We start from the raw sequence: 12499 nt of genomic DNA on the forward strand, positions 1-12499 counted from the left end.
AGACGCCCCATGCGCATCACCAATTCGCAGAGCACCGCCATCCTCCTGGACTCGATGAGCCGCAACACCGAGAAGATGTCGCAGCTGATGCAGCAGATGTCCAGCAGCAACCGCATCCAGCATCCCTCGGACGACCCCATCGCCGCGGTGCGCATCCTGCGCATCCAGCGTTCGGAGGCCAGCCTGGCCCAGTACGGCAGCAACATCGCCGGGGTGTCGAGCAACCTGTCGATCCAGGAAACCAACCTGCAGTCCACCTCCGACACCCTGCTGGACATCCGCGACCTGCTGCTCTGGGCGGCCAACGGCTCCAACGCCAAGGAGCAGCTCGGCGCCATGGCCGGCGAGCTGTCGAACCTGGAGAAGACCCTGGTCAGCTACCTGAACGTCAAGGACGAGGAGGGCCGCTACCTGTTCTCCGGCACCCTCACCGACCAGCCGGCGGTGACCTACGACGCGGCCAGCGGCACCTACAGCGCCAGCGGCAACGACAAGACGCGCCAGGCGGTGGTGGCCAACGGCGTGATGGTCGACGAGAACGTCGCCATCCGCCCGCTGTTCGGCAACGGCATGGACCTGCTCAACGGCCTGCATGCCCTGGTGGCCAAGCTGCAGGACCCGGCCCTGGACAGCAGCGACCCGGCCATCCAGCAGAGCATCGCCGCCACCATCGACCAGCTGGACGACAGCCACGGCAAGCTGCTGGCGGCCATCACCGACCTGGGCGGGCGGCAGAACACCCTGACCCTGCTGGACAACAGCAACCAGGACATCTCCCTGGTCAACCAGAAGGTCGAGGGCGACCTCTCGGCGCTGGACTACGGCAAGGCCAGCATCGACCTGGGCAACTACAAGCTGGCCCTGCAGGCGACGCAGAAGACCTACCTGACGGTCAACGGCCTGTCGCTGTTCAGCCTGCTCTGAGGACCCTGGCGCGATGAAGGTCGAGAACTCCTTCCCGGCGGTCGCCGCCATCGATGGCCAGCCGCGCCAGGCGCCGCCGGCGGTGGGCGAGCGCAACCTGCGCCAGCGCAAGCGCAGCGCTACGGCCCCGGCTGGCGAGCGCGGGGTGGGCAAGGCCGCCGGCTTCAGCATCCAGCTCAACCAGCAGCTCAGCGCCATGCAGAGCGCCGAGGGCTACCTGGGCGAGCTGGCCGAGCGCCTCAACCAGCTCAAGCTCAGCCTGGGCCGCGAGCTGGGCAGCGGCCAGGGCGGCAACCGCAAGCAACTGGAGCAACCGCTCAGGCAGGCCACCGAGCTGCTGGCGCAACGCCGCGAGCGCAGCGCCGGCGGGCTGGACGCCAACCTCGACCTGTACCTGCACGAACCGGCGCGCACCCGCTTCGCCATCGACGGCCTGGCCACCCTGGACGAAGCCCGCAGCGGCGGCCGCGAGACGTTGCTGTTCAGCGCCGGCCGCGCCCAGGGCGAACCCGGCGTGGTGGTGCTGGACGACGCCATGAGCGACCAGCAGCTGCTGCGCAGCTTCAACATCGGCCTGGCGTCCAGCGGCATCCGCGCGGAACTCGACGCCGACGGCAAGCTGACCTTCTCCATGGCCGAGGCCGACTGGCGCAAACAGGGCGGCCAGCTCAGCGTGCAGGGGGAGGGCAAGCGCTTCGCCAGGGACCGCGCCAGCCGCGCCCAGACCCGCGAGCAGCGCCTGCTGGACCTGCCGCAGAGCCTGGCCGGCAGCGACCAGCGCGAGCTGCGCCACCTGCTCGACCAGGTGATAGACGCGCTGGACCGCATCGGCACCCTGCGCGACCAGTTGCGCCAGCGCCAGGGCGAGATCCGCGAGTTCCTCGCCCGCCAGGCCGACCGCGACGAACAGCAATGGGCGCAGGACTACGCGGCGTCGGTGTTCAACCTGGTGCGCGACAGCGGCTCCAGCTACGCGGCGGTGACCCGCACCGTGGTGGCCCAGGCCAACCTGAGCCGTTTCGCGGTGGTCAGCCTGCTTTCTTGAGCCGACCTTGTTAAGCTGCGCCGAACCCCGGGGCCGATCGACGGTCCCAGGTAGCTGACGACGGACGGGAGCGGTCCGTCCGCACCCTTGACAATGACGGTTAGGTTGATCCGCATGGTTTACGTACAACGCGATGGGCAGGGAAGGCTGTTGAGAGTGGAGACCCAGCCCTTCGAGGGCATGAACGACACGCTGGCCTACCAGAGCGAGGAGCTCGGCCAGTGGCTGGACGCGCGCACCGAGGTGCGCAGCCGGCTGGACCTGCTGCGCCATTCCGACCTGGAAGTGATCCGCGTGCTGGAAGACGTGGTCAACGTGCTGGTCGAGCGCGGCGTGATCCGCTACACCGACCTGCCCGAGGCGGCCCGCCGCAAGCTCGACGAGCGCGCAGTGGCACGGGCCGAGCTGGAAGGCCTGGCGGACCATCCCGGCGACGACTGAACCGAGCGTCGCACCGAGGCGCTTTTCGTAGGGCATTCCTCCTGCGACTGTAGGCGCGAGCTTGCTCGCGAACCCCGGGTTTGAAAGTCGGCATCGGGGCGCACGCCGGCGCGCCGCTTGCCTAGACTGGCGGCATCGCCCCTCGGAGCCCGCCCATGTCCTCACTCGCCGAGCGCATCGCCGCCCTGGACTGGCCGGCCCTGGCCGCGCAGCTGGATAGCGACGGCCACGCCCAGGTCCCCGGCCTGCTCGACCGGCGCCAATGCCAGTGGTTGCGGGCCCTCTATGCCCGTGACCAGCCCTTCCGCAGCCGGGTGGTCATGGCCCGCCACGGCTTCGGCCTGGGTGAATACCGTTACTTCGCCTATCCCTTGCCGGCGCCGCTGCAGACCCTGCGCGAAGCCTTCTATCCGCCCCTGGCGGGCATCGCCAACGCCTGGCAACAGCGCCTGGGCCTGGCCCCGGCCTACCCGGCGCGGCACGCCGAATTCCTCGAACGCTGCCACGCCGCCGGCCAGCTGCGGCCCACGCCCCTGCTGCTGCGTTATGGCGCGGGCGACTACAACTGCCTGCACCAGGACCTGTACGGCGAACTGGCCTTCCCGCTGCAGGTCGCCATCCTGCTGTCGCAACCGGACGAGGAATTCACCGGCGGCGAATTCGTCCTCGCCGAACAGCGCCCGCGCATGCAATCGCGGGTGGAAGTGGTGCCGCTGCGCCAGGGCGATGCGCTGCTGTTCGCCGTCTCGCAGCGGCCGGTGCGGGGTGCCCGCGGGGATTACCGGGTGAACATGCGGCATGGGGTCAGCCGGTTGCATTGGGGGGAGCGGTTTACATTGGGTGTCATCTTTCACGATGCGCTTTGAGGGGGAGTCCGAACCCTCACCCCAGCCCTCTCCCAGAGGGAGAGGGGGCTAGTCCGTGCCGAGAGAGGATTTGGTGTCAGCCGGCAACTCGGTACAAGCCGGCTAACACGGAAATATCAGCGCACTCCAACGCGCCGAGGCTGCCGGCTAACGCCATAACATCAAACCATGCCCAACGGCCCCCTCTCCCTCTGGGAGAGGGCTGGGGTGAGGGCTGCCGGGCTTGCAGCAAACACCCAAGGCCCTGCTTGGGCACCGATGCACACAAAAAAAGCCCCAGCCTGGCGCCGGGGCCGGGCCGTCGCCTGCGGCCCAAGGTCGGAGGTCAGGCCGCCCGTGGCGTCACTATGATCTTCACGTTGTGCTCCTTGTTGTTCACCAGTTCCTCGAAGCCCTTCTCGACGATCTGCTCCAGCTCGATGCGCCCGGTCACCAGGGGCGCGATGTCCAGGCGGCCGTCGGCGATGAAGGCGATCACGTCGGCGAACTCGCCGTTGTAGGCCAGGGAGCCGAACACCTGCTTCTCGGTGGCCACCAGCTCGAAGAAGTTGAACGCGCTGGGCTCCTCGAAGATGCCCACCAGCACGCAGGTGCCGGCCTTGCGGATGGCGTCGATGGCCAGCTTGGCGGTGTGCTTGTTGCCGATGCACTCGAAGCTGACGTCGGCGCCCAGGCCATGGGTGAGCTTGCGCACCTCTGCCAGCACGTCGCACTCGTTGGGGTCGAGCACGTGGCTGGCGCCGACCTCACGGGCCTTGGCCTTGCGCGCCGAGGACATCTCCAGGGCGATCACCTGGGCCGCGCCGGCGGCTTTCGCGCACATGATGGTGCACAGGCCGATGGTGCCGGCGCCGACCACCACCACGTTGCGCCCCAGCAGGCTGCCGGCCTTCTTCACCGCGTGCATGCCCACCGCCAGCGGCTCGATCAGCGCGCCGGCCTCGGCCGGGAAGCCGTCGGGTAGCTTGTACAGCAGGTTGGCCGGCACGTTCACCCATTCGGCGAAGGCGCCGTTGTTCATCAGCCCGGTGAAGGCCAGGTTCTCGCAGATGTTGTACAGGCCGTGGCGGCAGTAGTAGCAGGTGCCGCAGTGCTGGCAGGCGTCGGCGGCCACCACCTCGCCGGCGGCGAAGCCCTCGACGCCCTCGCCGAGCTTGACGATCTCGCCGCAGAACTCGTGGCCGAGGATGCACTGGCCCTTGATGCCGGTGAGCGGGTGCGGCGCCTCCACCGGGATGAACACGGGGCCTGCGACGTACTCGTGCAGGTCCGAGCCGCAGATGCCGCACCAGTGCACGCGGATCTGCACCCAGCCGGGCGGCGGCTCGCCGGGCAGCGGCACGCTTTCCACGCGGATGTCGTTGCGCCCGTGCCAGACCGCCGCGCGCATGCTGTTGGGGGTGATTGTCATGGTTGTCTCCCGGGGCCCGGCCGCGCGGCCGGGCCTTCGTCGGTCAATGGCGTTCGAGGAAGTCCAGCAGCAGGGCGTTGACCGCCTCGGCTGCCTCCATCTGCAGCATGTGCGCCTGCGCCGGCAGCACGTGGACCTCGGCGCTCAGGCCCTGGGCGTGGCTGGCCGGGATGATGGCGTCGGCCTCGCCCCAGATCACCAGCGCCGGGTGCCCGCCGGCCTCCAGCACGCCGCGCAGGTCCACCTGCTGGCGGCCGTCGGCGAACAGTTTGCCGGTGAGCTGGCGCAGCGCCGCGTCCACGCCTTCCAGGCGCTTGAACCTGAGCATGTCTTCCAGCATCTGCCGGGTGACCAGCGCCGGGTCGGAGAACAGCTGCACCAGCTGTGGCTTGAGGGCATTGCGGTTGCCGGCCTCGACGAAGCCCTGCAGGTAGCCGCCGTTGATCTCGGCACCCAGGCCGGCGCTGGCCAGCAGGCTCAGCGAGCGCACCCGCTGCGGCGCCAGGCGCGCGGTGTTCAGTGCCACGGCGCCGCCCATGGAGTGCCCGGCCAGGTGCGCCTGCGGGATGTCCAAATGGTCGAGCAGGGCCAGCACCGCACCGCTCAGCTCGTCCAGGTCGCCGCGCTGCAGCGCCTTGGCCGACTCGCCGTGGCCCGGCAGGTCGAGGGCGATGACGCGGCGCCCGGCGGCCAGCGCCTCGTGGTTGAACAGCCAGTTGTTGAGGTCACCGCCGAAGCCGTGGATCAGCACCAGCGGTACGCCGCCTTCGCCGCGCTCGAAGTAGCGCAGCACGCGGCCGTCCAGCTCGACCTTCTGCGGCGCCGGGCCGCTGTCGGCCTCGCCGTCGCCGCCGGGGACGAATTCGGCCTGGAAGCGCTCGACCACTGCATCGATCTCCGCCTCGCTGGCCTCGCCCTCGACCACCACCCCCAGCAGCGCGCCCACCGGCAGGGTCTCGTCCTCGCGCGCCACCTGGCGCCGCAGCACGCCGGAGAAGGGCGCCTCGACGCTGCTGCTGATCTTGTCGGTCTCCACGTCGAGCACCGCGTCGCCTTTCTCGATGGCGTCGCCGTCCTGCTTGAGCCAGGCGTCGATGCGGCCTTCGGTCATCGACAGGCCCCACTTGGGCATGGTCAGGGTATGGATTCGGCTCATGCCACCTTCCTCCCTTGCACCAGCTCCAGCACCGTGGCCTCGATCTTCGCCGCGCTGGGGATGTACAGGTCTTCCAGGGCGTCGGAGAAGGGCACCGGGGTGTGCGGCGCGGTGACCTGGCGGATCGGCCCCTTGAGGGCGTCGAAGGCCTGTTCGGCGACCAATGCGGAAATATCGGTGGCCAGCGAACAGCGCGGGTTGGCTTCGTCGATCACCACCAGGCGCCCGGTCTTCTCCACGCTTTCGAGGATGCTGTCGGCATCCAGCGGGCTGGTGGTGCGCAGGTCCAGCACCTCGCAGGACACGCCCTGGCGCGCCAGGCTGGCGGCGGCGTCCATGGCCAGGTGGACCATGCGCCCGTAGGTCACCAGGGTCACGTCGTCGCCGTCACGCAGGAAGTTGGCTTCGCCGAAGGGCACGCTGTACAGCTCCTCCGGCACTTCGCCCTGCATCGAGTAGAGCAGCTTGTGCTCGCAGAAGATCACCGGGTCGTTGTCGCGGATGGCCTGGATCAGCAGGCCCTTGGCGTCGTAAGGCGACGACGGGCAGACCACCTTCAGCCCGGGGATGTGCGTCCACAGCGCGGTGAGCATCTGCGAGTGCTGGGCGGCGGCGCGCAGGCCGGCGCCGACCATGGTGCGGATCACCAGCGGGGTGACCGCCTTGCCGCCGAACATGTAGCGGAACTTGGCGGCCTGGTTGAGGATCTGGTCCAGGCAGCAGCCGGCGAAGTCGACGAACATCAGTTCGCACACCGGGCGCAGGCCGCGGGTGGCGGCGCCCACGGCGGCGCCGACGTAGCCGATCTCCGACAGTGGGGTGTCCAGCACGCGGCCGGGGAACTGGTGGTAGAGGCCCTTGGTGACGCCGAGCACGCCGCCCCAGGCGTCGTCCTCGCCGGGTGCGCCGGCGCCGCCGGCATTGTCCTCGCCCATGATGAACACCGTCTGGTCGCGGCGCATTTCCTGGGCCAGGGCTTCGTTGATGGCCTGCTGGTAGCTGATCTTTCTGGCCATGATGGCTCTCCTCTCATTGTTCTTCTGGGCCGAGTCGCTGGGCCCCCGCGTTCGCGGGGGTGACGGGGAAGCGCTCGGCGCGGGAATGTCAGGGATAGGCGACGTACACGTCGCTCAGCAGGTCGGCGGGCGAGGGCTTGGGATCGGCCTTGGCGCGCGCCACGGCTTCCTCGATGCTCGCTTCCACTTCCGTGTCGATGGCGTCCAGGGCCGCGGCCTGGAGCAGGCCGGCGCGGGTGGTGCGCTCGCGGAACTGCATCAGGCAGTCGCGCGTCTCGCGGTAGTGCTTCACCTCGTCGGGCGCGCGGTAGGTCTGGGCGTCGCCTTCGAAGTGGCCGTAGTAGCGGGTCAGCTTCACCTCGATCAGCGACGGCCCTTCGCCGGCGCGGGCGCGTTCCACGGCGGCGCCGGCGGCCTCGTGCACGGCGAAGAAGTCGAAGCCGTCCACCGTCACCCCGGGCATGCCGAAGCCGGCGGCGCGGTCGGCGATGTGGTCGCAGGCCACCGACCAGTTCGAGGCCGTGGCCTCGGCATAGCCGTTGTTCTCGGCGACGAAGATGCACGGCAGGTTCCACACCGAGGCCAGGTTCATCGCCTCGAACACCGCGCCCTCGTTGGAGCCGCCATCGCCGAAGAAGGCCACTGCCACTGCGTGGTTGCCCTTGAGCTTGGCGGCCAGCGCCGCGCCCGCCGCCAGGGGCGCGCCGGCGCCGACGATGCCGTTGGCGCCGAGCATGCCCTTGGACAGGTCGGCGATGTGCATCGAGCCGCCCTTGCCCTGGCAGACGCCGGTCTTCTTGCCGTAGATCTCGGCCATCATCCCGTACACGTCCACGCCCTTGGCGATGCAGTGGCCGTGGCCGCGGTGGGTGGAGGCGATGCAGTCCTCATCGTCGAGGTGCGCCATGACCCCGGCGGCGGAGGCTTCCTCGCCGGCGTACAGGTGCACGAAGCCGGGGATCTCGCCGGTGGCGAATTCCACGTGCAGGCGTTCCTCGAAGGCGCGGATGGTGCGCATCACACGGTAGGCGTGGAGCAATTGCTCAGTCGATAGCGTGGACATCTTGTTGTTCTCCAGGGTGGTTCACGGGCTTGCCAGGAACGGCCAGCAGGCGATGGCAGGCGGCGAAGGCCAGGGCGGCCTCGACGTCGATGCTCAGCGGGCCGTCGAGTTCGAGGGTGATGCTGGGGCGGTCGCTGGCGGCGAACTCGATCTCGCGTTCGCCGTCCAGGGCCAGGGTGCCGGCGCTCAGCAGCGGCAGGCGCGGCACGCCGGGCTCCAGGCTGCCGCTGGCGACGATGCCGCAGGCCTGCAGCAGGCCCGGGGCCAGGGGCGCCAGCAGCGCCTCGCCGGCCTGCGGGCCCAGGCGCAGCCAGCTGCCGCGCGGGCAGCGCCGCGACGCCGGGTTCCACAGCCCGCACAGCGACGACAGGCCGATGGCGTGGGGCTCGGCGAAGGCGGCGTAGATTTCCGCCAGGTCCTCGGCGCGGCTGATGGCGCGGGCGCCGGTGAAGGTCAGCGGGGAGACCGCGACTTCCACCAGGGCGATCTCGTCGATGCCCCGCGCCGGCAGTCGCACCCGCAGGCGCTTGTTGCGCCGCAGGGCGATCTCCGCCGGGATGCGCCCGCCGGCGTAGAGCCCGCCGGCCAGGCCGGCGCCGGTGGCCTCGCGCAGTTCCGGGAAGGCGTTGTTGGTGCCGGTGGACAGGCACAGCAGGGGAATGTCGCCGACCTCGGCGGCCACCGCCTTGTGCGTGCCGTCGCCGCCGAGCACGGCGACCAGGGCCACGCCGCGCTCGGCCAGCATCCGCGCGGCCCGGCGGGTGTCCTCCACGCTCTGGCGCAGCGGCATGTCGAGGAACTCCAGGCGCGGCCAGTGGCTGTCGTGGGCGTGGCGGCCGGCGCTGGCCTTGAGCACGGCGGCGGCGATGCCGGTCATGTCCGGCGGCAGCAGCACCTCGTCCACCCCGGTGGCGCCGAAGGCGCCGAGCAGGCGCTGCACCACCGCGGCCTTGTCGGTGCTGGAGTAGAGCCCGGCGTTGGCGGTCAGCCGGCGCAGGTCGCGGCCCGAGGCCGGGTTGGCGATGATGCCGATGCGCAGGGGCATGGCCGCGCTCACAGCGAGAAGCCGCCGTCGACGGCGATGGCCTGGCCGGTGACGTGGGGCGCGCAGGCCAGGTACACGGCGAGCTGGCCCATGTCTTCCACGGTCTGCGCCTCGCCCTGGGGCAGCAGGCTGGCCTGGTGGCGTTCCCAGGATTGCGCCTCGCTCTCGCCCGGCTGCGCCCAGCGCCCGGAAAGGCCCTGCTCGCCGCGCCACATGCCGGTGCCGACGATGCCCGGGCACAGCGCGTTGACGGTGATGCCCTCGCGCGCCACCTCCTTGGCCAGGGCATTGCTGAAGCCGACCACGGCGAACTTCGAGGCGCTGTAGTGGGCCAGGTCCGGGAAGCCGACCTTGCCGGCGATGGAGGCGACGTTGATGATCCGCCCGAAGCGCTGCGCGCGCATCAGCGCCAGTTCCGCCTGGCAGCAGAGGAACACGCCGCGGGCGTTGACGTTCATCACCCGGTCCCAGTCCTCGACGCTCAGCTCGGTGACCTTGTGGATGCTGATGATCCCGGCGTTGTTCACCGCCACGTCGAGGCGGCCGCGCTGGCGTTCGATCTCGCCGAGCAGGGCCTGCACGCTCTGCGGGCTGCCGACGTCCACCGTCAGCGCCAGGGCCTGGCCGCCGAGGGCGCGGACCTGGGCGGCGCCTTCCTCGGCCAGGGCCTGGTCGAGGTCGGCGATCACCAGCTCGGCGCCGGCCATGGCCAGGCTGCGGGCGATGCCCAGGCCGATGCCGCGGCCGGCGCCGGTGACCAGGGCGAGCCGGCCGGCCAGGGAGAATTGCGAAGGGGCAGTAACGGACATGACGCACCTCTGGTTGTTGTTGTGGGGTGCGGGACGGCGTCCCGGTGTCGCCAGGGCTGGAGCAAGGGCGGTGCCAGGGAACGGCCTGCAGGGCGGAATGGCGCGTGCCAGAGCGGCCCGCTCGAACTTGCGGGGCCGCTTCGCGGGGCGCGGGGTGAGACGCGCCATGTCAACCTGCACGGTGCCCCGGCGAGACGCCGAGACGCTGCGTCTCACCCGGGGGCCGGCCGTCCGCGGCGCTTGTGGTGCCGGCGGTGCGGGGCTTAAATGACCGGCACAAGAACAAGGAACGAGCCGTGGAGGCCCCATGCTGCCTGCCTACTCGAAAGCCCACGTGGACTGCGTCAGCCGCGTGTTGCGCCACGCCGGGCGCCAGCCCGAAGCCCCGGTGCCGAACCTGATCCTCGACTCCTGGCGGCGGTCGATGGAACAGCACCATCTCGACCCGGGTTCGCTGCAGGGCCCGCGCATCCTCAGCCAGACGCTGCTCAAGGAATGCCGCGAGCGCGCCGACAGCTTCCTGCGCATCGCCGGCGAGGAGGTCTCGCGCCTGCACGGCCAGGTGCGCGACGCCGACTACTGCGTGCTGCTCACCGACGCCCAGGGCCGCACCATCGACTACCGCGTGGAATCCGCCATCCGCGGCGACTGCCGGCGCGCCGGGCTGTACCTGGGCACCTGCTGGTCGGAAGGCGAGGAGGGCACCTGCGGGGTGGCCGCGGTGCTGACCAACGGCGTGCCGGTGACGGTGCACAAGCGCGACCACTTCCGCGCCGCCTTCATCGGCCTGACCTGCTCGGCGGCGCCGGTGTTCGACCCCTGGGGCGAACTGCTCGGGGTGCTCGACGTCTCCGCCGTGGAATCCCCCGACGACCGCCGCAGCCAGCACCTGATCCGCCAGATGACGGTGCAGAGCGCGCGGCAGATCGAGAACGCCTTCTTCATGCACAGCACCCGCGGCCAGTGGGTGCTGCGCGCGCACGCGGCGCCGGGCTACGTCGACAGCCAGCCGGACTACCTGTTCGCCTGGGACGCCGACGGCCGCCTGCTGGCGCTGAACCCGGAGGCGCGGCGCTACCTGCAGGCGCGCTATGGGCAACTGCCGCAGCACATCGGCGAAGTCTTCGACCTCGACCTGCTGCGCGCCGCCGCCGACGAAAGCCCGCGTCACGTCGCCGAGCACGGCCTGCACGTGCGCCTCAGCGCGCCGAAGCGGGCGGTCAGCGTGACCATGCCGGCCAGCGACCCCGCCCAGCTCGACCCGCGCGTTGCCGAGAGCCTGCGCCTGGCGGTACGGGTGAAGGACCGCAACCTGCCGGTGCTGGTCCACGGCGAGACCGGCGCCGGCAAGGAAGTCTTCGCCCGCCAGCTGCACGAGGCCAGCGCGCGGCGCGACAAGCCCTTCGTCGCACTGAACTGCGCGGCCATTCCCGAGAGCCTGATCGAGAGCGAGCTGTTCGGCTACGTCGCCGGCGCCTTCACCGGCGCCGAGCGCAAGGGCATGCGCGGGCTGCTGCAGCAGGCCGACGGCGGCACCCTGTTCCTCGACGAGATCGGCGACATGCCCCTGGCCCTGCAGACGCGCCTGCTGCGGGTGCTGGCCGAAGGCGAGGTGGCGCCGCTGGGCGCGGCCCGGCGGCAGGCGGTGGACATCCAGGTGATCTGCGCCAGCCACCGCGACCTGGCGGCCCTGGTGGCCGCCGGCGAATTCCGCGAGGACCTGTACTTCCGCCTCAGCGGCGCGCGCTTCGAACTGCCGCCGCTGCGCGAGCGCAGCGACAAGCTGGCGCTGATCAACCGCATCCTCGACGAGGAAGCGTCACGCTGCGGCCTGCGCCTGGGCCTGGGCGAGGCCGCGCTGGAATGCCTGCTGGGCTACCGCTGGCCGGGTAACGTACGCCAATTGCGCCACGTGCTGCGCTATGCCTGCGCCATCTGCTCCGGCGAGAGCATCCGCCTGGAAGACCTGCCCGAGGAACTGCGCGGCGCCGCCGCCCAGCCGGCCCATGAAGCACCCGCCAGCCCCGAGCGCCAGGCCCTGCTCGACGCCCTGGTGCGCCACCGCTGGCAGCCGGGCCCCGCGGCCCGGGCCCTGGGCATCTCGCGGGCGACGCTGTACCGGCGGGTGAAGCAGCACGGCATCGAGATGCCGCGGGTGAAGCGCGAGCCCGGCTGCTCTTCGTAGGATGGGTTGAGCCTTTGCGAAACCCATGCGGCCATGGCGATGGGTATCGCTTCGCTCAACGCCATCCTACGGCACCACAACCTTTCCCCGTTCCTGCAGGTCGACGCCGGATTGCCCGCCCATGCCGGACAGCCCCTCTCCCGCTTGCGGGAGAGGATCCGAAGCACAGGAGGCACGGTCGTAGGAGCGGACTCCGTCCGCGATGGCCGGATCCACCGGCGCGATTCGCGGATAAGATCCGCTCCTACGCCCCCACCCACGCCATTCCCATGTAGGAGCGCGCCCTGCGCGCGAATCGCGGGCAGGGCCCGCTCCTACAGGTCGGCGCCGGATTTCCCGCCCATGCCGGATAGCCCCTTTCCCGCCTGCGGGAGAGGATCCGAAGCACAGGAGGCACGGTCGTAGGAGCGGACTCCGTCCGCGATGGCCGGATCCACCGGCGCGATTCGCGGATAAGATCCGCTCCTACGCCCCCACCCACGCCATTCCCATGTAGGAGCGCGCCCTGCGCGCGAATCGCGGGCAGGGCCCGCTCCTA

At 70.6% G+C, this 12499-nt stretch carries 11 protein-coding genes; 5 read left to right on the top strand and 6 right to left on the bottom strand.

Going from position 1 to position 12499, the window contains the following annotated elements; genetic code table 11:
* Positions 1 to 9 precede the first annotated feature (9 nt).
* The 4 genes from flgL (at position 10) to VV867_RS05740 (ending at position 3276) form a co-directional block, all read left to right on the top strand.
* Positions 10 to 924, top strand: a complete 915-nt coding sequence (flgL, locus tag VV867_RS05725) for a flagellar hook-associated protein FlgL (protein WP_328565834.1) — start codon at positions 10 to 12, stop codon at positions 922 to 924.
* 13 nt (positions 925 to 937) lie between these two features.
* Positions 938 to 1969 carry a hypothetical protein gene (locus tag VV867_RS05730; protein WP_328565835.1) on the top strand — a complete coding sequence of 344 codons (1032 nt, stop codon included), beginning with the start codon at positions 938 to 940 and terminating at the stop codon, positions 1967 to 1969.
* A gap of 114 nt (positions 1970 to 2083) precedes the next feature.
* Positions 2084 to 2410 carry a tryptophan synthase subunit beta gene (locus VV867_RS05735; protein ID WP_089393561.1) on the top strand — a complete coding sequence of 109 codons (327 nt, stop codon included), beginning with the start codon at positions 2084 to 2086 and terminating at the stop codon, positions 2408 to 2410.
* Between the two features lie 155 nt (positions 2411 to 2565).
* The gene (locus VV867_RS05740; protein WP_328565836.1) at positions 2566 to 3276 is read left to right on the top strand and encodes a 2OG-Fe(II) oxygenase; all 711 of its coding nucleotides are present in this window, start codon (positions 2566 to 2568) and stop codon (positions 3274 to 3276) included.
* Positions 3277 to 3601: 325 nt separating this feature from the next.
* Here the strand turns inward: VV867_RS05740 and VV867_RS05745 are convergent, their stop codons facing one another.
* The 6 genes from VV867_RS05745 to VV867_RS05770 form a co-directional block, all read right to left on the bottom strand.
* The gene (locus VV867_RS05745; RefSeq protein ID WP_256596017.1) at positions 3602 to 4666 is read right to left on the bottom strand and encodes a 2,3-butanediol dehydrogenase; all 1065 of its coding nucleotides are present in this window, start codon (positions 4664 to 4666) and stop codon (positions 3602 to 3604) included.
* A 64-nt stretch (positions 4667 to 4730) separates the two neighbouring features.
* Positions 4731 to 5843: an acetoin dehydrogenase dihydrolipoyllysine-residue acetyltransferase subunit gene (locus VV867_RS05750; RefSeq protein ID WP_328565837.1), complete on the bottom strand. Its 1113-nt coding sequence runs from the start codon at positions 5841 to 5843 to the stop codon at positions 4731 to 4733.
* Positions 5840 to 6859, bottom strand: a complete 1020-nt coding sequence (locus VV867_RS05755; protein WP_089393460.1) for an alpha-ketoacid dehydrogenase subunit beta — start codon at positions 6857 to 6859, stop codon at positions 5840 to 5842. The genes VV867_RS05750 and VV867_RS05755 overlap by 4 nt, the downstream gene beginning before the upstream one ends.
* A gap of 88 nt (positions 6860 to 6947) precedes the next feature.
* Positions 6948 to 7922: a thiamine pyrophosphate-dependent dehydrogenase E1 component subunit alpha gene (locus VV867_RS05760; RefSeq protein WP_328565838.1), complete on the bottom strand. Its 975-nt coding sequence runs from the start codon at positions 7920 to 7922 to the stop codon at positions 6948 to 6950.
* Positions 7903 to 8967: an NAD(+)/NADH kinase gene (locus tag VV867_RS05765; protein WP_442965005.1), complete on the bottom strand. Its 1065-nt coding sequence runs from the start codon at positions 8965 to 8967 to the stop codon at positions 7903 to 7905. The genes VV867_RS05760 and VV867_RS05765 overlap by 20 nt, the downstream gene beginning before the upstream one ends.
* An 8-nt stretch (positions 8968 to 8975) precedes the next feature.
* Complete coding sequence (locus tag VV867_RS05770) at positions 8976 to 9776, bottom strand: SDR family NAD(P)-dependent oxidoreductase (RefSeq protein ID WP_275629935.1); 801 nt, start codon at positions 9774 to 9776, stop codon at positions 8976 to 8978.
* A gap of 307 nt (positions 9777 to 10083) precedes the next feature.
* On the opposite strand from VV867_RS05770, the gene VV867_RS05775 reads away from it, so the two are divergent.
* Positions 10084 to 11961: a sigma-54-dependent Fis family transcriptional regulator gene (locus tag VV867_RS05775; protein ID WP_328565840.1), complete on the top strand. Its 1878-nt coding sequence runs from the start codon at positions 10084 to 10086 to the stop codon at positions 11959 to 11961.
* The last annotated feature ends 538 nt before the right edge of the window (positions 11962 to 12499 follow it).

The organism is Pseudomonas sp. JH-2 (assembly GCF_036231725.1).
Classification (GTDB): domain Bacteria; phylum Pseudomonadota; class Gammaproteobacteria; order Pseudomonadales; family Pseudomonadaceae; genus Pseudomonas; species Pseudomonas delhiensis.

Coding starts and splice junctions, on each gene's coding strand:
- flgL (WP_328565834.1), top strand. CDS start 10: ATGCGCATCACCAATTCGCAGAGCACCGCCATCCTCCTGGACTCGATG.
- VV867_RS05730 (WP_328565835.1), top strand. CDS start 938: ATGAAGGTCGAGAACTCCTTCCCGGCGGTCGCCGCCATCGATGGCCAG.
- VV867_RS05735 (WP_089393561.1), top strand. CDS start 2,084: ATGGTTTACGTACAACGCGATGGGCAGGGAAGGCTGTTGAGAGTGGAG.
- VV867_RS05740 (WP_328565836.1), top strand. CDS start 2,566: ATGTCCTCACTCGCCGAGCGCATCGCCGCCCTGGACTGGCCGGCCCTG.
- VV867_RS05745 (WP_256596017.1), bottom strand. CDS start 4,666: ATGCGCGCGGCGGTCTGGCACGGGCGCAACGACATCCGCGTGGAAAGC.
- VV867_RS05750 (WP_328565837.1), bottom strand. CDS start 5,843: ATGAGCCGAATCCATACCCTGACCATGCCCAAGTGGGGCCTGTCGATG.
- VV867_RS05755 (WP_089393460.1), bottom strand. CDS start 6,859: ATGGCCAGAAAGATCAGCTACCAGCAGGCCATCAACGAAGCCCTGGCC.
- VV867_RS05760 (WP_328565838.1), bottom strand. CDS start 7,922: ATGTCCACGCTATCGACTGAGCAATTGCTCCACGCCTACCGTGTGATG.
- VV867_RS05765 (WP_442965005.1), bottom strand. CDS start 8,967: ATGCCCCTGCGCATCGGCATCATCGCCAACCCGGCCTCGGGCCGCGAC.
- VV867_RS05770 (WP_275629935.1), bottom strand. CDS start 9,776: ATGTCCGTTACTGCCCCTTCGCAATTCTCCCTGGCCGGCCGGCTCGCC.
- VV867_RS05775 (WP_328565840.1), top strand. CDS start 10,084: ATGCTGCCTGCCTACTCGAAAGCCCACGTGGACTGCGTCAGCCGCGTG.